The sequence below is a fragment of the Erysipelatoclostridium sp. MSK.23.31 genome (assembly GCF_019125875.1).
GTDB classification, from domain to species: domain Bacteria; phylum Bacillota_I; class Bacilli_A; order Erysipelotrichales; family Coprobacillaceae; genus Thomasclavelia; species Thomasclavelia ramosa.
Window position 1 is genome coordinate 1 of the sequence record NZ_JAHOCB010000042.1, and the last position, 26,097, is coordinate 26,097.

Annotated in this window: 24 protein-coding genes and 2 tRNA genes; 25 read left to right on the plus strand and 1 reads right to left on the minus strand. The window is 31.2% G+C overall.

From position 1 onward, the window contains the following. The first annotated feature begins 466 nt into the window (after window positions 1-466). Window positions 467-622 (plus strand): IS3 family transposase, encoded by a 156-nt coding sequence (locus tag KSU54_RS19520; RefSeq protein WP_083824712.1) that lies wholly within the window; start codon window positions 467-469, stop codon window positions 620-622. Window positions 623-1,417: 795 nt separating this feature from the next. On the opposite strand, the gene KSU54_RS15030 is transcribed toward KSU54_RS19520, so the two are convergent. Beyond that, window positions 1,418-2,347 carry a tyrosine-type recombinase/integrase gene (locus tag KSU54_RS15030; protein ID WP_003536746.1) on the minus strand — a complete coding sequence of 310 codons (930 nt, stop codon included), beginning with the start codon at window positions 2,345-2,347 and terminating at the stop codon, window positions 1,418-1,420. A 333-nt stretch (window positions 2,348-2,680) separates the two neighbouring features. Between KSU54_RS15030 and KSU54_RS15035 the strand changes: the two genes are divergently transcribed. The 24 genes from KSU54_RS15035 to KSU54_RS15150 all read left to right on the plus strand — a co-directional run bounded on the left by KSU54_RS15035 (window position 2,681) and on the right by KSU54_RS15150 (window position 26,031). Next, window positions 2,681-4,006 carry an MATE family efflux transporter gene (locus KSU54_RS15035; RefSeq protein WP_003536747.1) on the plus strand — a complete coding sequence of 442 codons (1,326 nt, stop codon included), beginning with the start codon at window positions 2,681-2,683 and terminating at the stop codon, window positions 4,004-4,006. A gap of 144 nt (window positions 4,007-4,150) precedes the next feature. Then, window positions 4,151-5,035 (plus strand): LysR family transcriptional regulator, encoded by an 885-nt coding sequence (locus KSU54_RS15040; protein ID WP_117791912.1) that lies wholly within the window; start codon window positions 4,151-4,153, stop codon window positions 5,033-5,035. 181 nt (window positions 5,036-5,216) lie between these two features. Beyond that, a complete protein-coding gene (gene ald, locus KSU54_RS15045; protein WP_003536749.1) occupies window positions 5,217-6,323 on the plus strand; it encodes an alanine dehydrogenase in 1,107 nt (368 codons plus the stop codon). 116 nt (window positions 6,324-6,439) lie between these two features. Then, the gene (locus KSU54_RS15050; protein ID WP_003536750.1) at window positions 6,440-7,129 is read left to right on the plus strand and encodes a hypothetical protein; all 690 of its coding nucleotides are present in this window, start codon (window positions 6,440-6,442) and stop codon (window positions 7,127-7,129) included. 226 nt (window positions 7,130-7,355) lie between these two features. Beyond that, complete coding sequence (ygjK, locus tag KSU54_RS15055) at window positions 7,356-10,097, plus strand: alpha-glucosidase (protein ID WP_008791495.1); 2,742 nt, start codon at window positions 7,356-7,358, stop codon at window positions 10,095-10,097. Between the two features lie 142 nt (window positions 10,098-10,239). Continuing rightward, on the plus strand, window positions 10,240-10,383 hold the full coding sequence (locus KSU54_RS15060; RefSeq protein ID WP_008791496.1) for a hypothetical protein: 144 nt from the start codon (window positions 10,240-10,242) through the stop codon (window positions 10,381-10,383). 15 nt (window positions 10,384-10,398) lie between these two features. Beyond that, window positions 10,399-10,632: a hypothetical protein gene (locus KSU54_RS15065; protein WP_226814546.1), complete on the plus strand. Its 234-nt coding sequence runs from the start codon at window positions 10,399-10,401 to the stop codon at window positions 10,630-10,632. A 244-nt stretch (window positions 10,633-10,876) separates the two neighbouring features. Further along, a complete protein-coding gene (locus tag KSU54_RS15070) occupies window positions 10,877-11,182 on the plus strand; it encodes a PTS transporter subunit EIIC (protein ID WP_003536755.1) in 306 nt (101 codons plus the stop codon). Between the two features lie 762 nt (window positions 11,183-11,944). Continuing rightward, complete coding sequence (locus KSU54_RS15075) at window positions 11,945-12,775, plus strand: PRD domain-containing protein (protein WP_008791497.1); 831 nt, start codon at window positions 11,945-11,947, stop codon at window positions 12,773-12,775. A 150-nt stretch (window positions 12,776-12,925) separates the two neighbouring features. Next, on the plus strand, window positions 12,926-13,231 hold the full coding sequence (locus KSU54_RS15080) for a PTS sugar transporter subunit IIB (protein ID WP_008791498.1): 306 nt from the start codon (window positions 12,926-12,928) through the stop codon (window positions 13,229-13,231). Between the two features lie 102 nt (window positions 13,232-13,333). Then, the gene (locus tag KSU54_RS15085; protein ID WP_003536767.1) at window positions 13,334-14,245 is read left to right on the plus strand and encodes an AEC family transporter; all 912 of its coding nucleotides are present in this window, start codon (window positions 13,334-13,336) and stop codon (window positions 14,243-14,245) included. Between the two features lie 47 nt (window positions 14,246-14,292). Further along, window positions 14,293-16,311 carry an ATP-dependent DNA helicase RecG gene (gene recG, locus KSU54_RS15090; RefSeq protein ID WP_034558784.1) on the plus strand — a complete coding sequence of 673 codons (2,019 nt, stop codon included), beginning with the start codon at window positions 14,293-14,295 and terminating at the stop codon, window positions 16,309-16,311. A gap of 37 nt (window positions 16,312-16,348) precedes the next feature. After that, window positions 16,349-17,323: a phosphate acyltransferase PlsX gene (gene plsX / locus KSU54_RS15095; RefSeq protein ID WP_003536769.1), complete on the plus strand. Its 975-nt coding sequence runs from the start codon at window positions 16,349-16,351 to the stop codon at window positions 17,321-17,323. A gap of 1 nt (window position 17,324) precedes the next feature. Continuing rightward, window positions 17,325-18,005, plus strand: coding sequence for a ribonuclease III (gene rnc, locus KSU54_RS15100; protein ID WP_003536778.1), 681 nt, complete (start codon window positions 17,325-17,327; stop codon window positions 18,003-18,005). A 78-nt stretch (window positions 18,006-18,083) separates the two neighbouring features. Continuing rightward, window positions 18,084-18,386: a LysM peptidoglycan-binding domain-containing protein gene (locus tag KSU54_RS15105; RefSeq protein WP_008791500.1), complete on the plus strand. Its 303-nt coding sequence runs from the start codon at window positions 18,084-18,086 to the stop codon at window positions 18,384-18,386. Window positions 18,387-18,451: 65 nt separating this feature from the next. Then, window positions 18,452-19,912: a nicotinate phosphoribosyltransferase gene (locus tag KSU54_RS15110; protein ID WP_003536781.1), complete on the plus strand. Its 1,461-nt coding sequence runs from the start codon at window positions 18,452-18,454 to the stop codon at window positions 19,910-19,912. 17 nt (window positions 19,913-19,929) lie between these two features. Continuing rightward, entirely contained in the window at window positions 19,930-20,313 is a 384-nt protein-coding gene (locus tag KSU54_RS15115; RefSeq protein ID WP_217746662.1) for a hypothetical protein, read from the plus strand. A gap of 98 nt (window positions 20,314-20,411) precedes the next feature. Continuing rightward, the gene (locus KSU54_RS15120) at window positions 20,412-21,242 is read left to right on the plus strand and encodes a prephenate dehydrogenase (protein ID WP_009300167.1); all 831 of its coding nucleotides are present in this window, start codon (window positions 20,412-20,414) and stop codon (window positions 21,240-21,242) included. A 129-nt stretch (window positions 21,243-21,371) separates the two neighbouring features. Further along, window positions 21,372-21,905, plus strand: a complete 534-nt coding sequence (locus KSU54_RS15125) for a helix-turn-helix domain-containing protein (RefSeq protein ID WP_003536784.1) — start codon at window positions 21,372-21,374, stop codon at window positions 21,903-21,905. Window positions 21,906-21,915: 10 nt separating this feature from the next. Beyond that, a complete protein-coding gene (potA, locus tag KSU54_RS15130; protein WP_003536785.1) occupies window positions 21,916-22,959 on the plus strand; it encodes a spermidine/putrescine ABC transporter ATP-binding protein in 1,044 nt (347 codons plus the stop codon). Continuing rightward, on the plus strand, window positions 22,959-23,816 hold the full coding sequence (locus KSU54_RS15135) for an ABC transporter permease (protein ID WP_003536786.1): 858 nt from the start codon (window positions 22,959-22,961) through the stop codon (window positions 23,814-23,816). Before potA ends, KSU54_RS15135 begins: the two co-directional genes overlap by 1 nt. After that, entirely contained in the window at window positions 23,794-25,644 is a 1,851-nt protein-coding gene (locus tag KSU54_RS15140) for an extracellular solute-binding protein (protein WP_117791911.1), read from the plus strand. Before KSU54_RS15135 ends, KSU54_RS15140 begins: the two co-directional genes overlap by 23 nt. Window positions 25,645-25,857: 213 nt before the next feature. Continuing rightward, window positions 25,858-25,932 (plus strand) — tRNA-Cys (locus tag KSU54_RS15145). Between the two features lie 10 nt (window positions 25,933-25,942). Beyond that, window positions 25,943-26,031, plus strand: a tRNA-Leu gene (locus KSU54_RS15150). Window positions 26,032-26,097 lie beyond the last annotated feature (66 nt).

Here is a 26,097-nt window from a genome sequence, read left to right on the forward strand (position 1 = left end):
AAATATAAGAAAACTGGAGCAGGATATATTTCCCCTCCAGTTTTAGTATAGAGCCGTGACCCCTAAAAGGAGGTCACTTTTTATATGGGATAGTAAAAAATTTAAATTAGAATATATTTAAAAATATAAGGATGGGAATATCTAAAAAATCTATCGAGTGTATGTCATAAGAATTTTTGACTCGACGAGTAGAATAAGATTAGAACATAATAAGCTGACTTTATCCATCGAAAAAAATGGAACTGATAAATAGAGTTGGAAACAGAAAAAATTATCGGTTAGTAGCTTTAACTTCCAGTATAAGGCGATGTATTAATAAAAAACTCAACATCTTAGTTTGCAATTATTATTTAATCTCAAAAGGATTAATCTTTCATTTAGATCAAGAATGACATTGTCAGCATAAAACCTATCAAAAATGGTTAAGTGATAAAGAAATCAAGTAATTACATTCTCATAAAGAAAATTGCATGAACAATTCAAAGCTGCAATTATTAAATATATCGAGTATTATAATAATGAGAAAATTAATACAAAAAGAAAAGGATTGAGTTCGCTTGCATGTAGACTACAGACCTTTTCAAGATTCAGTTTTAATTTAATATGTCTAACTTTTTGGTGACATTACATAAATATAGCGTTTTATAATATAAATAAGTGAATAAGAGTAAAAGATAAGAAAAAATTTGATATTGGGGTAATTTGTCATTAACCGAAGTATATGTATATAAATATTCAATAATTCATATATATTCTTTGCATAATCCTTGAGAATCAAAGTGATTATTAAATATCATGCAAAATTAGATTTTAGAATGAATAGTAATGTTTTTAAAATAAGTTAGTAAGGAATGTGATAAATATTGGAGTGTCTTTATTGTTTTAAACACATTATGTGAAATATTACTGTTTTAATATATAAATTTATAATAAATATCTTGTAAATAAAAGTGAGTTAAATGATAAGATACCAAGTGATTACATTTAGTGCCTTTTTAAAAGTTATGTTTGAAATTCAAATAAGTTATAATATTATAGATAATGATCACTATCATGGATATAAGAGGGATTAATCAGAAATTATAAAAAATGATATATTCTACTTAAATTGTAAATTTTGAGTGGTAACATAAAGACTGTTTTTATGGACTAGTATATAAATTAAGTTTTTTTATTATTATAAATTGGTTTGGCTCTACGATTTTTATCGTAGAGTTTTTTTGTATTTGAATTGAGTGTAGAATAGGGCACTTACTATTAAACGCTAGATCATAAAATTTATTTCTTATGCATAAAAGATTCCCATAAAGAAGCCACAACTAATTTCTTATTTCCAATAATTTAATAAAAACAGGCTGAAATAAAGTAATTAAATTTTATTTTTAACCTGTTTTAAAATAAAATTATTTATAAAAAATTATAGTCTGGAAATTTTATTAATTTGTTTCTTTTTAAATTCTAAACTTGAATGTACATAAAGATTAAGCGTGGTTCCTACATTTGAATGACCAAGCATTTCACTAAGTGATTTAGTATCCACTTCGTTCATAACGCAATTAGTAGCATAAGAATGGCGAAGAGTATGGAAGTTAGTATTAAAATCAAACTGTTTACATAATTTGTTAAAACGATACTGAGTTGTTCTGGGATCAGGTATTTTATTATTGCCGGTAATGATAAAAACATTATTATCTTCGATTTGATATCGACTTTTATAATTAACTAAGAATTCATTAAGAAATAATGGAATAGGAACAATTCTTTTAGATGAACTGGTTTTAGGGTTAAGTATCATGAGTGCAGTTTTATTACCGGTGTCCTCCTTGCTTTTTAAACGTTCAACTGTTTTATATACATAAATATAGTTGTCTTCAAAATTAATATCTTCCCATTTTAAAGCACAAATTTCACCAATCCGAAGACCGGTATATAAAGAAATGGCAACAGCTATAGAGATTGGTTGAAAATTATTAAAGCAGTAGTTAGATAAATTGATTTTTTGAGAATTAGACAACGTATTAATTTGTCTTTGTTTCTTGGCAATTTTAATTAGCTCAAAACTACAATTATTAGTTTTATATTTTTGATGAGAATAATTAATAATGGCTCTTAATACATATCGAATACTTAGAAGGGTACTATTGGCATAGTTTTCTTTAGTAGACAGTTTATTAAAATAGGCAATGATAATATCTTCATTAAACTGTTCCATCGTATAATCATTGAATTGATGGGCTAACTGTGTGTCAATAACGACTCTATATTTAGCAATTGTCGGATATTTTACTGATAGCTTTTTTAACTCAATCCATTCATTTGATATTTCTTTAAATTTTTTTGTCTTCATAATTTGCTTTTCTCCTTATTTTTATATTTACTTTTCTATGAATACGTCAATTATTTGACATTAAAAAAGTATAAAGAAAAAATTAATATACAGATAGTGTCAAAAATCATTACAAAAATTTATATTTAGTTTTTTTAATAAAAAGATAACAGTTATTGCATGGTTTATTTTATTGAATATGGGATAAAGAAGATTAAAGGTATCAAAGATAATATTTACTAGTTTTGCTATTTATAATGCTTTAAAGGTATCATACTGATAGATGATAGGTATTAGACATTATAATATTCCTAATATACAATGTTTTTGTAAAGAAAAAGGGAGGTAGAAACAATGTTTTCTAATAAGGCATTAAAAAAACTAATTTTACCACTGATCATTGAACAAATTTTAATCATGGCAGTAGGAGTAGCTGATACTGTAATGGTATCTTATGCAGGTGAGGTGGCTATTTCAGGTGTTGGATTAGTAGATATGTTCAATAATTTAATCATTACTGTACTAGCTGCTATTGATGCTGGTGGAGCGATAATTGTTTCACAATATATTGGAAATAAAGATCGAAAGAATGCTAACAAAGCATCTAGTCAGCTTTTGACGATTACAATAGTAATTGCTACTGTAATTATGCTGGGGTGTCTCGTATTTCATCGTATACTCCTTAGTACATTTTTTGGTGCGATTGAAATGGATGTTATGAAAGCAGCAACGACGTATTTTCTAATTTCAGCTATTTCTTTTCCATTTTTAGGTGTGTATAATTCAGCAGCGGCATTATATAGATCAATGGAAAAAACAAGAACTACGATGTATGTATCAATCTTAATGAATATTATTAATGTTGTTGGAAATTATATTGGGGTATTTATTTTACATGCTGGAGTAGCAGGGGTAGCTGTACCAACATTGATATCAAGGATTGTTGCAGCGATTATTATGTTCGCATTATCACTAAACTCATCTAATTTAGTTTATGTAAAGATTAAAAACGTATTTGCATGGAATCAAGAAATGATTAGTAGAATTTTAAAAATTGCAGTACCTAATGGAATTGAAAATGGATTATTTACGCTTGGTCGGGTGTTAGTAACGAGTATTGTTGCTTTATTTGGGACAAGTCAAATTGCTGCTAATAGCGTTGCTGGAAGTATTGATCAAATTGCAGTTGTTGTTGTAAATGCAATTAATTTGGGTATTGTAGTTGTTGTAGGACAATGTATTGGAGCCAATGATTATGAGCAGGCAAAATACTATATAAAAAAATTAATGAAAATATCCTATATTGTCACAGGAATCATTGGCAGTGCTGTTATATTGTTATTGCCGTGGATCTTGAATCTATATTCTTTATCAAGTGAAGCAAGAAATTTAACTTTTATTTTAGTTATTATGCATAATATCATGGCAACAGCATTACATCCAACTGCTTTTGTTTTACCAAATGGATTACGGGCTGCTGGTGATGTTAAATTTTCAATGGTTGTTGGAATTGTATCGATGATCTTATTTAGACTAGGTGCAGCCGTGTTATTTGGAATTATCTTTAATCTAGGAATTATTGGTGTATGGATTGCAATGGGGTCTGACTGGTTATGTCGTTCAGTTTGTTTTGTAATAAGATTTATAAAAGGTAAATGGCGTCAATTTAAAGTTATTTAATTAATAGTATAAATAAATGAAAACCTATATAATATTGATATAAGTGATTGAAATTGGTATATTGATTGTTTTTTGCTAACTACCTCATTATTATTTAGGTTTTATTTTATCATAATTATAAACGACTATTAAGAAGGTGAAAAAATGGAAATAAGAGTATTGAAATATTTTTTGACAGTAGCAAGAGAAGGAAATATCACTCGTGCAGCAGAATTATTGCATATTACTCAGCCTACTTTAAGCAGGCAATTAATGCAGTTAGAAGATGAACTAGGTGCCGTCCTTTTTATTCGTGGAAAACGCAAGATGGTCTTGACTGAAGAGGGAATGGTTTTGAAAAGACGAGCCGAGGAAATTGTTATTTTATCTGAAAAAGCGGAATTAGAAGTTGGCAGTCAAAGTCATGATATCAGTGGAGAAATAGCAATAGGCTGTGGAGTTACAGAAGCTACTCAGACAATGGGAAAATTAATAAAAAAATTTTCAGAAATATATCCCCATGTATCTTTTCGAATAAGAAACGGAAATAGTGATTTTATTTTAGAAAATATTGATAATGGCTTGCTTGATATTGGAGTTGTTTTAGAGCCGGTTGAGCTTGAAAAATTAAATTTTATTCATTTTAACGCTGAAGAAAAATGGGGAATATTAATGAAAAAGAATGCTTCACTGGCAAAAAAAGAATATATAACATCTAAAGATCTAATAGATTTACCTTTAATTGCTTCAGCGCGTAGTGAAGCGCAGACTATATTTTCCAACTGGTACGGAACAGGATATGAAAATCTATCATTTTGTGCAACTTCTGATTTAACGACTACGGCGGCAATATTAGTGAAAAATGATGTAGGTTATGCCGTAGTGGTTGAAGGGTCAATTTGTGATGCGGCAAGTGACGAACTATGCTTTAGACCTCTCTATCCAAGTTTAAATTCACATTCATTATTTGTCTGGAAAAAATATCAGTCATTTAGTTTAACTGTTACAAAATTTATTGATTTTATTTCTAAGGAAATAAAGAAGTTATAGAAAATTATTAAGAGATTGACGATACTAGTCTAAATTATCATTGATTAATTTCTTTTTACTAAGTTCATAAAGAAAAAGATAATAGAGATTAAAAAAATTTTGTTTAATAGCTAAAGATGCGATATAATAGTACTAAACTTATTTTGAAAATAGTAAGCTTAATGAAAGAAGGTATTAGAATATGATTATTGGAATTCCTAAAGAAATAAAAAATAACGAGAATAGAGTATCAATGACGCCGGCTGGAGTATTTGCCTTATGCAAGGCCGGACATCAAGTATATGTTGAAACAATGGCAGGAACTGGCAGTGGTTTTAATGACGATGAATATAAAGAAGCCGGAGCAATAATCTGTAGTTGTGATGAAGTTTTTGCTAAAGCAGATTTGATCGTTAAGGTAAAAGAATATCTAGAAAGTGAATACAAATATTTACGCGAAGATCAAATGATATTTACTTATTTACATATTGCAAATGATCAACCGTTTGCACAAGCATTGATTGATTCAAAAACAACTGCAATTGCTTATGAAACCGTTGAATTAAATCATAATTTGCCACTTTTAACCCCAATGAGTGAAGTGGCTGGACGTATGGCAGTCCAAATAGGGGCTAACATGCTACAAAAAGCAAATGGCGGCAGTGGCCTTTTATTAGGTGGCGTACCTGGAGTAATGCCGGCTAAAGTTGTGGTTATCGGTGGTGGAAAAGTCGGTTTAAATGCTGCTAAAATCGCTTGTGGGTTAGGTGCTAGCGTAAGAGTTTTTGATATTAATGCAGAACGTATGGCATATATCGATGATATTAGTAATGGGGTTATTCATACGATTTATAATAATGAATATAATTTGCGACAAGCTCTAAAAACAGCTGATCTAGTAATTGGAGCGGTATTAATTCCCGGAGCTAAAGCCCCTAAATTAGTAACCGAAGATATGGTTAAAACAATGAAAGAAGGTAGTGCGATTGTCGATGTTGCAATTGACCAAGGTGGGTGTATTGAAACTTGTGATCATATCACTACTCATGATGATCCTGTTTTTATAAAACATGGAGTATTACATTATTCAGTGGCTAATATGCCTGGAGCAGTACCAAGAACTTCAACTATTGCTCTATCAAATGCAACTTTACCATATATTTTAAAACTTGCCGACAAAGGTATAGAGGCGCTTAAAGAAGACGCTGGATTTATGAAAGGATTAAATACTTATAAAGGATATTTTACTTGTAAGCCGGTAGCTCAAGCACTTAATGGTAAATATAAAGAAGTAGAAGAATTACTTTAAATACAAGTCCTTAACGGGACTTGTATTTTTTCTAAAATTGAACAAAATTTGTCGATATTTAAAATATATGGTATGGTTATAATATTAAGATAAAAAATATTGAAGGGAATCTAACGATGGATAAAACAAAAAATTTATATTTAATGGTTTCCAAAACACCAACAAGATTTGGTTACATGATTAGAAAAGTTGGAAGGATTCGCTATAATCATAGTGCCATCGCATTAGATGAAAATCTTCAAGCGTTATATTCATTTGCTCGTCTACAGCATAATTCATTATTTTTAGCCGGGATTGTCCTTGAAACAATTCCTCGCTATACATTAAGAAAAGAAACATTTGTTGATGTTGCAATTATAAAAATTCCGGTTAGTTTAGAACAATATAAATTAGCTAATGAGATTATTGGGGAGTTGTATGGTAATGAAGAATATTTATATAACCTTTTTTCGGTTCTTACTTACCCAGTAACAAAGGGATTTGCTACATATCAATCATATACATGTGTTGAATTTGTTATCCATGTGTTAAGCCAAATCGGTTTTAAATTCAGTGCCCCGGGATATTATTATAAACCCGATGATCTACTTACTATTTTTAAAGACAATATTTATTTTGAGGGGAATCTCTTGGATTATTGCCCAGATGAAAGAATCGATGAACAGTATTTTGCACCAATGAGTTTTGAAGTTGCTAAAAAGAGTGCCAAATGTTTTGGCAAAATAGTTGGACGCAGTATATTTTGTCGAGGTGATGATTATTTTAAAAACAAGGAAATGTTTTGGGATAAAAACAATTTTCACTAAAAGGGTTGACAGTAACCGTTTACAATGATAGTATTTAGTTTGTAAAAATTGAAATAGTGTGTAACTGGTAATGCAGGCATCAACTATACTAGATTTATATTAAGATATTTTTTATCTTTATATATTTTTTTAGTATATGTTGATGCCTTTTTTGATGAAAAAGCGCGCGTTCATCTTTATCCTATAGCATACATCTTTTTACAGTTTTATATGGAGGAGAAAATCGATGAGAATGAAAAAAAGAGGTATCATGAAAAAAGGACTGATTTTAGGATTGTCATGCATGATGTTGGGCTCTACAATAACGATTACAAGAGCAGCTGAGAATACAAAACCCCTTACTGATTTTGGAAATGTTTTAGATGTAACTGCCGATCCAAAAGAAAAAATCTACGGGACATATAGTACAAATGAATATAATAACTTTTCAGATATGGGAGCTTGGCATGGTTACTATCTACATCAAAAAACAGCAACAGATCTATATGGGGGATTTGCTGGACCAGTAATCATTGCAGAAGAATATCCAATTAATTTATCTGATTCAATTAATAAAATTAATTTAGAAAAAGTAACAGCACAAGGAAATGAAAAAATTGATTTAACTAAAGCGACTACTAATGAGGTATATTATCCAGGTCGTCTTGAACAAACTTATGATTTGGCTGAGTTAACATTAAAATTAAAATTAATTTTTGGTACTAACCGAAGTGCTTTGATCGAAACAAAAATAATTAATAAAACTAATGATGATTTAAAATTAAATTTATCTTGGGATGGACATTTATTTACTTGGTATACTAGTGAAAATAAAAGTATGGGAACTACTTTGAGTGAAAGTGCAGATGGGGTGAAAGTTAACTTCATTGAAAAAAGAGGCACTTGGGAATATATGACAACAACTGAAAACTCATTTGATGTAGTATTAAGTGAAGATGATATTAAAACAACGGTAAGTGATGATCGGTTATCATATACAATTACCAAAAATGAATCAATAACGATTGGAGCTGATAGCGAATATAATACTTATCAAACACAAAGTTTTACTTTCACAAATGAAGAAAGAGTTTCAGAAAAAACTAAAGTAACTAATTTATTAAAAAATCCTCAAAAATATTTCGAGAAAAATAATTCTCGTTGGCAAGGATATGTAGATACTATTTTTGAAAATGGAGTAGATGCTAATGTTAATTATCAACGGGCTGCAGTAAAATCAATAGAAACATTGATGACTAACTGGTTTTCTGCTGCTGGAGCAATCAAACATGATGGAATCGTTCCATCAATGTCATATAAATGGTTCATCGGTATGTGGGCATGGGATTCTTGGAAACAAGTAGTAGCTACAACATATTTTAATGAAGAATTAGCTAAAGATAATGTTCGTGCTTTATTTGATTATCAAATTAAAAGTGATGATGCAGTACGCCCTCAAGATGCAGGAGCTATCATTGACTGTATTTTCTATAATCAAAATGAAGATCGCGGTGGTGATGGCGGTAACTGGAATGAACGAAATTCTAAACCAGCTTTAGCAGCATGGGCAGTTGAAAATGTTTATCGTCAAACTGGTGATAAAGAGTTTTTAAAAGAAATGTATCCCAAATTAGCTGCTTATCATAACTGGTGGTATACAAATCGTGATATTGATAAAAATGGTATTGCTGAATATGGTGGAATGGTGCATGAAACATGTTATGATTGGCGTAATTATGAATATACAGTTGGTCAGTATGTTGAAGGGTTTGGTACAGTTAATGAAGACGGTTATATTTTAGATGATAATGGGGAACGTATTGTATGCCCAGAAGCTGGAATTGAAGCGGCTGCTTGGGAAAGTGGAATGGATAATGCAACACGTTTTGACCGTGAAGGAAACGGGGCAGATGATAAAGGCATTGAAATTTATACAGTAAGAAATAATCAACATGCGCCAATTGGATATGTTATTAATCAAGAATCAGTGGATTTAAATGCTTATTTATATGCTGAAAAAGGTTTCTTGAAATCAATGGCAGAAGAATTGGGGTATCAAAATGATGTAGTAAAATATACACAAGAGGCACAATATATTCAAGAATATATTAATGATAGAATGTACGATGAAGAAACTGGATTCTATTATGATGTTCAAACAAATGAAGATGGTTCAGAAAAGAAATTATTAGTGAATCGGGGTAAAGGAACTGAAGGATGGATCCCACTATGGGCTAAAGCAGCGACTAAAGATAAAGCTGCACGAGTTGTAGAAAGTATGACAGATGCTAATAAGTTTGATACATTTGTACCTTTCCCAACAGCTTCAAAAGATAATAATAAATATGCACCAGAAAAATATTGGCGTGGACCAGTATGGCTAGATCAAGCTCTATATGCGGTAGAAGCTTTACAAAATTACGGCTATTATGATGAAGCGAAAGTGGCAACAACGAAATTATTTGATCATGCTAAAGGCTTGTTAGGAACAGGACCAATCCATGAAAATTATAACCCTGAAACGGGAGAAGGGCTACATACTAAGAATTTTAGCTGGAGTGCTTCCGCTTTCTATCTGCTATATCAAAATACATTAACTTCTACTAATACAACATCACAAACAGGATTCGATATTCCTAATGTAAATATTGAAGTAAATATAAATAAAGAGTTATTATTAGAAGCTATAAAAAAAGCAGAATTAATCAAAGAATCTGAGTATACTAAAGATTCTTATCAGGGTCTAGTAATTGCTTTAGAAAACGGTAGAGCTGTATATGATGATAAAAATGCAACGCAAGATATGGTTGACATAGCAGCTGCTAAATTAAATGAGGCATTGAATGCACTTGTTAAAATTAAAATAACGGATAATGAAGGCACTAGTCCTAAAACTGGAGATAGCATTGAAACTATAGGCTATGCTGTTTTATTAGGTCTTACAGGAGGTGCATTAGCATTAGCAGGTAAAAGAAAAAAACACAATTAATGCTGTGAGGATAAAAACACACGATTAGATTCGTGTGTTTTTAGAATGTAAAAAATGTTTTTGATTCAATACAATTTATTGACCGAAGGCACTTTCAATGATACCATAGAGAAAGTGGGTTTCGTTGGATTCGGAGGAAAGAATGAAAGAGCGAATTTTTGCGCTGTTACAAAGAATTGAACGAAGTTTTATGTTATCAATAGCAGTTCTACCAGTTACGAGATCGGTGTTAGGATTAGCAATTGCTTTTGCAAATGAAACAATGATCACTTCATATAATTTGTAGAAGATTTTAGGCGAGGTGACGATAATAAATGCTCTATTTGTTATAATGAAAAAAGCGGGTTTAGGAATCATTGATAATCTATCTTTTATTTTTGCAGCTGGAATGGCTTTGGGAATGGCAAAAAGAGAAAGAGCAGTTACGGTTTTATCGTCGGTGATTGCTTTCTTTGTAATGTATGCATTAATTAATGTGTTATTGGTAATTAACGGTCAAATCTTAGCTGATAATTCGATAGTAATAATGTTTTAAAGGGTACGATTACGGTAATATGCGTAATTCCGACTTTAGAAATGGAAATTTTTGGCGGAATAGTTGTTGGAACGACGGTAGCGTACTTGCATAATCATTTTTTTACCGAACTAAGCTTTCTAAATGTGTATCCTGTATTGAAAAATTAAAATTCACACCGATTCTTTCGATTTTTATTATTATGGGAATTATAATGTATGTGATTTGACCGCAGATTTAAAGTATTATTTATACACTGGGAAGTTTGGTAAATGAAACTGGATATTTAGGGACTTTTATTTTTGGTGTAATAAAGCGTTTATTAGTTCCCTTTGGACTGCATCATGTATTTTGTCTACCATTTTGGCAAACTGCAGTAGGCGGGAGTATGCTTATTGATGGTTTATTAGTTCAAGGTGGACAGAATATTTTCTTTGCCCAACTAGCTGATCCTAACATACTCTATTTTAGTGTAGCAGCTACGCGCTATTTTTCAGGAGGGTTTATATTTATGATATTTGGACTACCTGATGTGGCTCTAGCGATATATCAATGTGCCGATTCACAATAAAAAAGTTGGTATGTAGAATATTGCTGACTGCGGCATTAATGTGTATATTAACAGGAATCACAGAATCGATTGAATTTTCTTTTATTTTTATGGCACCAATGTTATTTGGGATGCAAGTATTTTGGCGGAAAGTGCTTATCTTGCTGCACATATTTTGAATATTACAGTAGGATTAACTTGATTTAATTATATTCGGGATATTGCAGGGGAACGCCAAAACAAATTGGCTGCTAATAATTCCAGTGGGGATTATTTATTTTCTTTTATATTATAGTAGTTTTAAATATTTAATTCTAAAATATAACTTAAAAACATTGGGACGTAGTAATAACGGTAAGTTGCTATTGCAGCAAGATGAGAAAAATTTTGATGTTTTAACAGCCAGTAAAGTTATAGATGGTTTTAATCAGCAATTTTATTATATTGTAAAAGGACTGGGTGGAAAGAATAACTTTAAATATTTGGATAGTTGAAATAATAGGTTTGTTAATGATCTTGCAAAGATAGATGAAAATATACTAAAGAAATCAGGTGTTATAGGAATTATTTATCGGGAATTAAATATCCAGCTGGTCTTTGGTCTAAGGCATCAAACCTAAAAATGAAATTAGAAGAATATTTAGAAAAGCTAAATAAGGTTTAATTAGGTAAGAGTAATATAAATCAAGTTAGATTATAGTAAGTTTATAATGGTGATAAACATGTAAAACACAAAATGATTTTGCTGCTTAAGGAAAACGGATAAGATGGGAAGGGATAATCATGTATCGAATAGAAAAAGTGTTAAATAATAATAGTATTTTAGCAAGTAAAGATAATCAGGAAGTTATTTTTTTAGGTAAGGGTATTGGTTTTGGTAAAAAGATAAACGATATTTATATTCCAGGTGATGGAGTTAAAAAGTATAAGATGGAAACAAAAGAACAGGAAAAAAGGTTGCCACACGAGATTATCAGGAATGTTGATCCCGTTTTTATTGAAATCGCATCCGATATAATTAGATTTGCTCAAGAACAATTTGATCACGTAGATACAAAGATTTTATTGCCGTTAGCCGATCATATTGATTTTGCAATTAAAAGAATCCAAGAAAATGTTAATATGTCTAATCCGTTTACCAAAGATATTGAATTACTATTTCCAGAAGAATATAAGGTGGCATTAAAAGGTAAACAATTAATCAATTCAATTACTGGTTTCGAAATAACTGAAGATGAAGTTGGTTATATAACATTACATGTTCATTCAGCCATTAGTACTGATCATGTTGGCGAATCGATGCAGGCAATGGAAATAATTCATGAGAGTATTGATAAATTACGAAAAGAATTGAATATTGGAATTGATCGTAATTCAATCTCTTATATTCGACTGATGAATCACATTAAATATTTATTATTACGTCTTAATACTGAAGAAAAATTACAAATGGATATTAGTGATTTTACCCAAGAAAGATTTCCTTTTGCATATGAACGTTCTAAAGAAATTTGTATTCGTTTATCAAAGGTAATGAAAAAAGAGATTCCACAATCAGAAATTGGTTATTTAGCTTTACATTTAGAAAGAATTTTATCAATTGAACTAAAATAGGGGATATTTTACTATATTTTTTCATAAAATAAACAGTGAATCGTTTTATGTCAAAATTTATTTTTAAATTCTGAAAATTGTAGTAATTTTAATTTCATTGTGATAAAATCGTTTCATATGTAAATGATAAATGTTTATGGAGGTATATTTATGTATAAAATTTTGCTATGCTGTGCATCTGGTTTAACTACTAGTATGCTTGTAAATGCAATGAAAAAAGATGCAAAAGAAAAGAACATAGATGTGATGATTTGGGCAGTTGCTGAAAGCGCAATCGACTTATCTTGGGCTGATGCTGATTGTATTTTAGTTGCTCCTCAAAATGCTGGAGATCTTGAAAAGGTTAAAGGTATCGTTAATAGTTCTATTCCGGTTGCTTCAATTGATGGTGTTAACTTTTCTAAAATGGATGGGCAAGCTGTTTTAGAACAAGCAATTGAAATGATCAATAAATAAGTTATTCGATTGAATAACTTATTTTTTTATATTTTGAAAAAAGAATAAAAAAAGTTTAAAAAGTAGTTATGATTGTCTTATCATATAAAAAGGGGAATAAATATGTTTGATGTGTTAATAAAGGCTTTAGGTTTTGTAATTGTAATAGTTATCGGTTTTTTATTAAAACAATTTAGAATATTAAAAAAGGAAGACGGTTATACTTTGGCAACAATTATTATGAATGTTACATTGCCATGTGCACTTTTTTCTAATGCTAATGGAATTACGATCAATGGTGCTATGATTGTTTTAATTTTAATGGGGATTATTTTAAACGTTTTAATGGTTGCAATTGGGTATTTTGTTAGTAACGGGAAATCGGCACCAACAAGAGCAGCGTATATGATCAATTGTTCGGGCTACAATATTGGTAATTTTGTTTTACCGTTTGTTCAAGCTTTTTTCCCAGGAATGGGTGTAGCTTATTTATGTATGTTTGATGTTGGAAATGCGTTAATGGGATTAGGGGGAACCTTTGCGATTGCTTCAAGTGTTGTTAGTAGTGAACAGAAGTTATCCGTAAGCAATGTAATAAAAAAATTATTTTCATCAATTCCTTTTGATGTATATATTGTTATTTTCTTTTTAGCATTATTTAAAATAAAAATACCAGCTCCAATTTTATCAATCACTGATTTTATTGGCGCTGGAAATGGTTTTTTAGCAATGCTGATGATTGGACTGTTATTAGAAATTAAAATTTCACATGATGACTTCAAGGATTTAATCTCTATTTTATCATACCGTCTTTTAGGAAATATGTTATTAATGGCTTTGTGCTTCTTCTTATTACCATTGCCGCTGCTTGCTAAAAAGATTTTAATTATTGCTTTAGCTGCACCGATCAGTACAGTATCTGCAGTCTTTACAAGACAGTGTAAATATGAAGGAGAAGTAGCTGCTGTAGCCAATTCTTTATCAATTTTAATTGGGATTGGAGTCTTAGTTGTTTTATTAATGCTTTTTGTATAATAGTAGATATTTTTGTTTAAATAATATACAATGTTCGTGGTGATAATATGACTAAACAAATACCGTTACAACAATTAAAAATAAATACAAATCGTATTGAATTATTAAATAATATGAATATCTATTCAGTTCGCGATCTTGTTTTACATTTCCCTTATCGTTATGAATCGATTGAAGAAACACCTTTAATAGATAACGAAAAAGTTATTATTGAAGGTGTTTTAATTGATGAGCCTAAAATATTTTATAAGGGGCGCTTATCTAGATTATCTTTTCAAATATTATATAAGCAGGAGGTTTATAAAGTAACTTTATTTAATCGTCATTTTTTGAAAAAAAATATGACTAAAGAAATGCCTTTGACCATTATTGGTAAATATAATAGTAAAACAAAAAGTATCACTGCTAGTGATTTACGATTAAAACCACTTGATGAAATCAGTGGGATTACACCAATATACTCATTAAAAGAAGGAATTACTCAAAAATCTTTTCAAGGTTATGTAAAAAAGGCATTAAATTTTTATCATGGTCATATTCAAGACGAGGTTCCTACTAATTTATTAATTAAACATCATTTAATCCATAAAGAATTAGCATTGAATTTAATTCATTTTCCTAGTAATAATGGTGATGTAAAAGAGGCGTTACGTTATCTAAAATATGAGGAATTTTTACGTTTTCAATTAACTATGCAATACATTAAATTATCTAGGAAAGATAATTTGGGAATAAAAAAGCAATTTAATCGCCAAACTCTAGATGAGTTTATTGCCCAATTGCCTTTTGAATTGACTTTTGATCAAGAACAAGCAGCGTTGGAAGTAATTAATGATTTACAAAAAGAAACAATGATGTATCGCTTTGTTCAAGGAGACGTTGGAAGTGGTAAAACAGTGGTTGGAGCAATTGGTTTATATGCAAATTATTTAGCTGGATATCAAGGAGCAATGATGGCGCCAACAGAAATATTAGCTACTCAGCATTATCGTTCATTAATCAAATTATTTAAAAAAATAGATATCAATATTGCTTTGTTAACAGGACATTTATCAAATAAAGAAAAACAAAGAATCTATAATGATTTAGAAAACGGGACTATTGATATTGTGGTTGGAACACATGCGTTATTTCAAGAAAAAGTAATTTATCAAAAACTTGGTTTAGTTATTACAGATGAACAACATCGTTTTGGAGTAAATCAACGTAAAGCACTAAAAGAAAAAGGTAAACAAGTAGATTTTATGGTTATGTCAGCAACTCCGATTCCTCGAACACTGGCCATAAGTATATATGGGGATATGGATGTATCAACTATTAAAACGATGCCAAGTGGAAGAAAACCAGTAATTACAGAAGTTTTTAAGACACATAGTATGAAACCTATTTTAAACCGTTTGAAAGAGTATTTAGCAAGTGGAGGACAATGTTATGTTGTCTGCCCTCTGGTTGAAGAAAGTGAAGCTATCGATAGCAGGGATGCTACGGGAATATATAATGGGATGAAGGCCTATTTTAAAGAACAGTATCAAATTGGTCTGCTTCATGGTAAAATGGACGATGAAACAAAGGATCAGATCATGGCAGCATTTAAAGCTAATGAGATTCAAATCTTAGTTTCAACAACTGTAATTGAGGTTGGGGTAGATGTAAGTAATGCAAATTGGATTGTTATTTACAATGCTGAGCGATTTGGATTGAGTCAGATTCATCAGCTGCGTGGTCGTGTTGGTCGTAGTGATCAGCAGGGATATTGTTTTTTATTAAGTAATTCTTCAAGTCAAGAGGCATTGGAACGTTTAGAATTTTTAAGAAATTGTCATGATGGTTTTGAAGTTTCTTACTATGATTTAAAATTGCGCGGACCGGGGGATATACTTGGAAATCAACAAAGTGGATTACCGGTGTTTAGTGTTGGAAATATTTTCGAAGATGCCAATATTTTAGAAATTTCTAGAAAGGATGCATTAGAACTGCTTGAAAGCAAATCTAATGATTTAATATATTTAAAATTAATAAAAGAAATCGAAGAACAATTAATCAACAATAATAAATATATTGATTAATTTATGTTATAATTATGACTAATATGAGGTGAAGTAGATGAAATTAGGAATTGATGCCATGAGTGGTGATTTAGGAAGCAGAATAGTTGTGGAAGCATGTCTATCATTTTTAGAGAAAAATAAAACAGATGAATTATATGTTGTGGGAAAGATTGAGGAATTAGAAGCATTAAAACCATATGATCAAGTGACTTTGATCGATGCGCGAGAAGTTCTGGAAATGACAGAAAATATTTTAGCCATTCGTCGTAAAAAGGAATCAAGTATGGTTAAAACAATGATGCTGGCTCGTAAGGGCGAAGTTGATGCAGTCTTATCTTGTGGAAATACTGGTGCCTATTATGCAAGTGCAATGTTATTTTTAAAACGTATTGAAGGTGTTGAAAAATCTTGTTTGATGGCAATGATGCCTACTTACAGTGATAATAAAGTAGCAATGCTTGACGTTGGGGCAAATTCAGAAAATACAGCTGAACAGTTGAAATCATTTGCAATCATGGGTAACGCTTATGCTAAAAATGTTTTAAAAATTACCAACCCTAAAATTGCTTTATTAAATATTGGAAGTGAACATCATAAAGGTGATGAGATTCATCAAGAAACATATAAATTGTTAGAAGATATGCAAGAAATTAATTTTGTTGGTAATATTGAAGGTAAAGAGATTTTGGATGGTGAAGTTGATGTTGTCGTAACGGATGGCTTTACAGGTAATGTAGCATTAAAGACAATTGAAGGTGTTGCAAAAGTGCTGGTTAAAAGTTTAAAAGATGGTTTTATGTCATCAACTAGAACCAAGGCAGGAGCGGTTCTTGCTAAGCCGGCTTTAAAACAGTTATTGACTAAATTTGATACTAAGGCAGCAGGTGGTGCTTTAATGATGGGTTTTGTTAAACCGGTTATTAAAGCCCATGGTTCAAGTGATGCAATTGCTTTTGAAAATGCAATTAACTTAGCTTTTGAAATGGTTTCTAGTGACGTTGTGGAAAAAATGAAAGAAGGATTGAATTAACGTGGAATTAGAACAATTTTTACAAAAAATGGAAATACCTTATCAGAATATAGAAATATTTAAGGAAGCTTTTACGCATCCTTCATATGCAAATGAAAATAAAATGAAAAATCATGATTATGAACGGTTGGAGTTTTTAGGTGATGCGGTTTTACAGTATCATGTTTCTCGGCATATCTTTGATTTATACCCGGAATTGCCAGAAGGCCGTCTAACCAAACTTAGAGCAAAACTTGTTCGTGAAGAATCATTAGCACGTTTTGCTAGAGAACTTGATCTAGGCCCGCTTATTTATTTAGGAGCAGGTGAGTTGAATAATGGTGGGCGTGATCGTGATAGTGTTTTAGCCGATATTTTTGAAGCTTTTATGGGTGCGATATGTCATGACTGTGGACCAGAATATGTTGAAAAAATGCTGGATATTACGATCTATAAGCATGTTGAGGATGTTAATTACGATGAAATTACAGATTTTAAAACAAAATTGCAGGAATTGATTCAGGCTGATCAGAGAAAGACGGTAACTTATGATCTAATCTCATCATCAGGACCGTCAAATAATCCAGTATTCGAAATGGCTGTTAAAATGGATGAGATGGTATTAGGGGTTGGAGTAGGTTCTTCGAAGAAAAGAGCAGAGCAACAGGCAGCTAAAGATGCATTAAATAAATTAGCAAGATAACGGACTTTTTTATGAAGTCTGTTTTTTTGCCTATTTATTATTTTTTTATTTGAATAGGTTATGGTAGGAGGGATGTACATGTACGAAGATTACATGGATAATTTGTTTGATCGGCGACCAATGCCAACAGTTGCACCAAAGGTAGGTGATATCTTTCTATATACTGTAAATCGTGGTGATAACGTTTATGCAATTGCACGACGATTTAATACACGAGTTGACTATATTAAAAATATGAATAGCCTAGATGATAAAATGATGATCTATCCTGGGCAACAATTATTAGTTCCAGTACTATTTGAAAAAATGCCACCAATGAAGCCACAGCCGTTACCACAGCCGCAACCACAACCAAGACAGTCTTATGAACTATATTTCTAAAATAACTAGATTTTTATAAGAAAAAAGTTTATTATAATGATAAATATATACAAGGAGAACAATAGATGGATTTACATGCAGGAAGTAAACGTAATTTAACATTGGTAATGGATCTATATGAATTAACAATGTCTTATAATTATTTTAAACAAGGCAATAAAGATGAATATGTGTATTTTGATATGTATTATCGTAAAAATCCAGATAATGGTGGATTCTCAATATTTGCTGGTCTTCAGCAGTTGATTGAATGTATCGAACACCTACATTTTAGTGAGGGAGATATTAAATATCTCCGCTCACTAAATAAGTTTGATGAAGAATTTTTTGATTATTTACGAGATTTTCATTTTACGGGGTCAATATATGCGGTTAAAGAAGGTACACCGGTTTTCCCTAATGAACCTTTAATTACAATTCGTGCAAAATTTATAGAAGCACAATTAATTGAAACTTTATTATTGGTAACTGTAAACCATCAATCATTGATTGCTACAAAAGCTAACCGCATTGTTCGAGAAGCAAAAGGACGACCGGTTTTAGAATTTGGGGCAAGGCGAGCTCAAGGCTATGATAGTGCTACATATGGAGCTCGAGCTGCTTATATTGGTGGAGTTGCCGGGACAGCTACAGTTTCTGCGGGGATGATGTTTAATATTCCTGTAGTAGGAACAATGGCTCATTCATTTGTTCAATCATTTGAAAGTGAATTTGAAGCTTTTAAAGCGTATGCTCTTACATATCCGGATGATTGTGTATTATTAGTTGATACATATGATACATTAAAAAGTGGTGTGCCTAATGCTATAAAAGTAGCAAATGAAGTTTTAGCGCCGTTAGGTAAAAAATTAAAAGGCATCCGCTTAGACAGTGGTGACATTGCTTATTTATCAAAGCGAGCGCGAGTGATGCTTGATGTTGCGGGATTAGTTGATGCTAAGATAACAGCATCAAATTCATTAGATGAATATTTGATTCGTTCTTTATTGGATCAAGGAGCCCAGCTGGATTCATTTGGGGTGGGTGAAAACCTTATTGTTTCACGGAGTGCGCCAGTTTTTGGTGGTGTATATAAGTTAGTGGCTCTGGAAAAAAATGGAAAAATTATTCCTAAAATCAAAATTTCTGAAAATACGGAAAAAATAACGAATCCAGGATATAAAAAAGTATATCGCTTATTCGAAAATGAAACAGGAAAAGCAATTGGTGATGTAATTGCTTTTCATGATGAAGAGATTTCCAGTAGTCACGATTTAACAATATATCATCAATCGAATATTTGGAAATTTAAGACAATAGCTGCTAATACATACAGTGTAGAAGAGTTACAAGTACCAGTCTTTATTAATGGTAAACGGGTATACCCCGAATATACTGTAGAAGAAATTCGTGAATATTCTAATCAACAAAAAGCACGTTTGTGGGATGAAGTGTTCCGCTTAGAATACCCTCATGATTACTATGTTGATTTAACAAAAAAACTGTTAGATTATAAAATTAAGATGTTAGAAGAAAAAAGAAAGTAGTTAATGGAGGAATAAAAGTGGCAAGATTTGATCGTAAGGTTGAAAGACAAAAAAAGGAATTTGATTTTTATCATAAAGAAAAAACTAAAAAATCTAAGATGACTGAATTTAAAGAAAATTTTAGTTTTCGGTGGATAAAGATAAATTTACGAACAGTGATTTATATAGTTTTAGATTTTTTGGCTGTAAGTTTAGCTTTCATTCCTTTATTAATGAAATACTATGATGCTAAAACTTCCTTTATTTTAGGGCATGGGGTATTGACTAGTTTGTTAGTAGTTTTAACATTCTATTTTATCAATAAGGAAGAGAAACCGCCACTAAGCGCTTTGTTTATTCGTTATTGTTTTATGGCATTGCTTTTAGGGGCAACGTCATTGATTGCAGTATTTTTAGTTTAAAGTGTAAGAAATATTATAATTTTATGGAGCTTACTTTTACTGAGAATAATATTACATATAAGGTAAGACCAGATAATTAAATAATCGAGGAGGTCTTTATGATTATTACAGTAGTAGGTCTCGGAGTAGTTGGAGGCAGTTTTGTTAAAGCCTTAAAAGGTCAAAGTCATGAAGTTTATGGGATTGATATCGATGAAAAGACTTTACAAATGGCGAAAAATGAAGGAACTATAATTGAGGGATTTACAGATGGAAAAGAAATTATTGCACAATCTGACTTAACTATTATATGTTTATATCCTTCATTGGTTTTAAAATTTATTAAAGAGAATAAATTTAAAAAAGGAAGTATCATTACTGATGCGGTAGGGATTAAATCTTATTTCTTAGAAGAAGCAATGACAATTATTGATCCTGAAGTTGAATTTGTTAGTGGACATCCAATGGCTGGACGAGAGAAAAAAGGATATGGGTACGCTAGTAAAGAAGTTTTTAAAAATGCTAATTATATACTGATTGAACATCCGGTTAATCAAAAAGAATGCATTAGTTTTATGGAACGTTTTGTTGGAACTTTAGGTTTTAAGAGTGTTAAAATCATGTCGCCACAAGCTCATGATGAAATTATTTCATTTACATCACAGTTGCCACATGCAATTGCAGTGTCTTTGATTAATAGTGATAATGAAAAATATGAAACTGGTAAGTACATAGGAGATTCATACCGTGATTTAACTCGAATTGCAAATATTAATGAAAATTTATGGTCAGAGTTATTTTTACGAAATAGTGATTATTTGTTGGCTTCAATTGAAGCATTTGAAGAACAACTAGACTTAATTAAAGTGGCTTTAAAAGATAATGACGAACGATTACTAAAAGATTTATTTATTAAATCTTCGTTACGACGGGAAAAATTAGAGAAATAATAGGTCTAGGCCTATTATTTTTTTGCTATTAAGTATAATATATTAAACAAATTGTTAAATGATAGTTGCTTTATTGACAAGATTCGTTATAATTAGACTGTTGAAAAGAATAAATGATGGAGGTGTCTTATGGATATCGGGAGTAAGGTAAAAAGATTACGGCAAGCTAATGGTTTAACTTTAGAAGAACTAGCCAATCGCAGTGAATTAACAAAAGGCTTTCTATCGCAATTAGAACGGGATTTGACATCACCTTCGGTTGCTACTTTAGAAGATATTTTAGAAGCTTTGGGAACTAATCTGCAAGAGTTCTTTAGTGAAAAAGAAGCGGAACAACTAGTTTTTAAACAAGATGATTTTTTTGAAAATATTCAAGATGATTATAAAATTTCATATATTATTCCTAACGCTCAAAAAAATGATATGGAACCAATTTTAATTGAATTAGAAAAAGATAAACAGTCAATGATAATTGCTCCTCATGAAGGACAGGAATTTGGGTATGTTGTTCAAGGACGGGTTAAGTTGATTTATGGTGATAATGAATTTGTGTTGAAAAAAGGAGAAACTTTCTATTTGAAGGGATTAGTATCGCATTATTTATTTAATCCTGGGGAAACTAAGGCTAAGGTTATTTGGGTTTCAACACCACCATTATTTTAAAGGAGACATTATGACAAAATTAATTGAATTAGACAATCTAACAAAAGAATATAATGGTCAAGTTGTTTTAAAAGGTATTCATTTAGAAATTAATGAAAAAGAATTTGTAACTTTACTTGGACCAAGTGGTTGCGGTAAGACTACAACTTTAAGAATTATGGGTGGTTTTGAAGAAGCTAATGGTGGAACTGTTTTATTTGATGGTCAAGATATTAGTGGGTTACCGCCGTATAAAAGAGAACTAAATACAGTTTTTCAGAAATATGCGTTATTTCCTCATATGGATGTTTTTGATAATATTGCTTTTGGTTTAAAAATAAAAAAAATGGACAAAGAAACAATTAAGCATAAAGTTAATCGGATGCTTGATTTAGTTGGGTTAGCTGGCTTTGGACAAAGAAATATAAATCAGTTATCAGGTGGACAGCAGCAGCGAGTAGCGATTGCACGAGCTTTAGTAAATGAGCCTAAAGTGTTGTTATTGGATGAACCTTTGGGAGCCTTGGATTTAAAAATGCGTAAAACGATGCAAATAGAATTAAAAAATATTCAGCAGGAAGTAGGAATTACTTTTGTTTATGTTACTCATGATCAAGAGGAAGCTCTAACGATGTCAGATACGATCGTAGTTATGAATGAGGGACAAATTCAACAAATTGGAACACCAATCGATATTTATAATGAACCTGAAAATCGTTTTGTAGCTCAATTTATAGGAGAATCAAATATTATTGAAGGGATTTTTGTAAAAGATTACTTAGTTGAATTTGATGGAAAGCAATTTGAATGTGTTGATAAAGGTTTTGATGATGGTCAAGATGTTGATATTGTTTTGCGACCAGAAGATTTAGATATTGTTGAAGTTGGTAAAGGAAAAATAGAAGGGGTTGTAACTTCTATTGTTTTTAAAGGCGTTCATTACGAGATTATTGTAGAGACAAAAGATCGTGATTATATGGTACACACAACAGATATTAGTGAAGTAGGGAAAAAAGTTAATTTGGATTTTTGGCCTGAAGATATTCATGTTATGGATAAAATGGGTAGCTATTAATGAAACAGTTTCGTAAGTTGGTTGGCCCATATTGTTTTTGGCTGTTTGTTTTGACAGTTGTACCAATGCTTTTAATTATGATCTATGCCTTTGTTCAAAAAGGAAATACGATTACTACATTTAATTTTACATTAGAAAATTTTTCTAAATTTTTTGATCCAATTTTTGTTTCAGTATTAGTCAAATCGTTTGTTTTAGGTGCAATTACAACGGTTTTATGCTTGGCAATTGGATATCCAGTGGCTTATGCAATTTCAAGGTGTAAAGAAAAAACGCAGACACTTCTTATTTTATTGATTACGTTTCCAACTTGGATCAATATGTTGATGCGAACATATGCGTGGATCAATATATTGAGTAGTAAGGGAATCATCAGTAATTTTGTCCAATTTCTAGGATTTGGTGAAGTTAGCTTTTTATATACGGACTTTGCCGTTGTTTTAGGAATGGTTTATGATTTCTTACCATTTATGATTTTACCTATTCATACCGCTTTAACTAAAATGGATAAATCTTTAGTTGAGGCAAGCAATGATCTAGGAGCGAATCCGATTACTACTTTTTGGAAAATTACTTTTAGATTGTCATTAGGTGGAGTATTAACAGGAATTACAATGGTATTTTTACCAGCTATTTCCTCATTTGTAATTCCAAAATTGTTAGGGGGTGGACAGTACTCTCTAATTGGTAATTTTATTGAACAGCAATTTATTAATGTAGGGGATTGGCATTTTGGTAGTGCTGTTTCTTTGATTTTAGCTGTTTTAGTTATTGTCCTCATGGGACTTATTAACCGGGTTGAAAAATACGCGGGGTATCAAGAGGAGGCTAAACGTGAAAAAACTAAAAAACTTTAAGTTTAATTTTAATAGTAGTTTATGGATTGGTTTTGCTTTAGCGTTCTTGTATTTACCGCTTGTGATTATGGCAATTTTTTCGTTCAATGATTCTAAATCACTTTCAAGCTGGAGTGGTTTTTCATTACGCTGGTATCAAGAGTTATTTGTAAATCAACAAATGATCGATGCTATTGTTGTGTCAGTTAGTATCGCAATCCTTTCAACCGTTATTTCAACAGTTTTGGGAACGATCACAGCAATTGGAGTATCAAAGTCAAAACTATTATTACGTAAGTTAGTTTTACAAGTAAATAATTTACCAATAATGAACCCTGATATAGTTACCGGGATATCCTTGATGTTGTTGTTTTCGTTTATTAAAGTAGAAAAGGGCTATTTAACTATGTTATTAGCTCATGTAGCTTTTTGTACTCCATTTGTAATTACAAATGTTTTACCAAAGGTACGACAGTTAGATGTTAATTTAGCCGATGCTGCGATGGATTTGGGGGCAACTCCATTTCAGGCTCTTACAAAAGTAATTATCCCTCAGATCAAACCGGGAATAATTTCAGGGGCTTTATTGGCTTTTACTATGTCATTTGATGATTTTATTATTTCTTATTTTGTTAGCGGGAATGGAATTGAAAATATTTCGATCGTTATTTACAATATGTCAAAGCGAACTAATCCTAGTATTTATGCACTTGCGACTATTATATTAGTTGTTGTATTACTTTTTGTGGCAATTGGAACATTAGTGCCGAAATTCTTTCCAAAAGCGACAAATAAACTATTAAGCAGTAAAACTGCTAAGATAGTTATTGCTGTTTGTCTAGTTTTATCTGTAGTGTGGTCAATTTCTACTGGTGTCAGTCGTAAAACGTTACGAGTGTATAATTGGGGAGAGTATATTGATAAAACAGTTATTAGTGATTTTGAAGATAAGTTCGATTGTCGGATTATTTATGAAACGTTTGATTCAAATGAAATTATGTACACTAAATATATGAGCGGAAATAGTTATGATGTACTAGTTCCTTCAGAATATATGATTGAACGAATGATCAAAGAGGATTTATTACAGCCTGTTGATAAATCATTAATTCCTAATTTGGATAATATTAATGAAGGAATTTTAGGACAGTCATTCGATTTGAGTAATAATTATTGGGTACCGTATTTTTGTGGTAATGTAGGTATTTTATATGATAAAACTGTTGTAGATGAAAAAGATTTAGAAGCAGGATGGAGTATCTTACGGAACACAAAATACAAAAATCAAATTTATATGTATGATTCAGAGCGTGATAGTTTTATGGTTGCTCTCAAAGCTTTAGGATATTCAATGAATACTACAAAAGAACGTGAAATAAATGAAGCTTATCAGTGGCTGTTAGAGCAACGTGAAGAAATGAATCCGGTTTATGTAGGTGATGAGTCAATTGATACAATGATCAGTGGTGTTAAGGCGATGGCGATAATGTATTCTGGTGATGCAGCAGCAGTAATGTCGGAAAATCCTAATATGGGTTACTATATGCCGAAAGAAGGGACTAATGTCTGGTTTGATGGATTTGTTATTTCGAAAGAGTGCAAGCAAACAAAACTTGCAAATGAATTTATTAATTATATGATAAGTGATAAAGTATCTTATAAGAATACTGTCGAAGTAGGATATTTAACTGCAAATGTTAATGCAGCGGCTCAGGCTGAAAAAGAGGAGTTTAAAGATATTAGTGCTTATGGACTGCGCACTGGCCCGAATGATGAAGTATTTGCTTATCAGGATAATGCTGTAAAAGAGATGTATAATTCTCGCTGGACGAAAGTGAAAGCAAAATAGTTAAAACTGTTGATTAAAAATCAGCAGTTTTTTTAAAAATATAAATATAAAAATTATTGATAAAATGAATCTTTTTTAGTGTGTTTTTTCTTATATATAAGAAAATGGTAATTTTTTTATAAAAAATACTTGAAATTATTTTCTGTTTAACATATAATAAATGAGCAGTCTGGTGATGACACCGACTGACAAAAACAAGAACAACAAGTTAATGGTTCCATGGCCAAGTTGGTAAGGCAACAGACTGCAACTCTGTTATCATCGGTTCGAGTCCGGTTGGAACCTCCATTAATGTGTTGCCCAGGTGGCGAAACTGGTAGACGCACAGGACTTAAAATCCTGCGGACCTTAAAATCCGTGCCGGTTCGATTCCGGCCCTGGGCACCATTTCTTAAAAGAATAAATCTTGCAAAAGCTAATAAGATGTGTTAATATAGATAGGCGTTGTAAGTG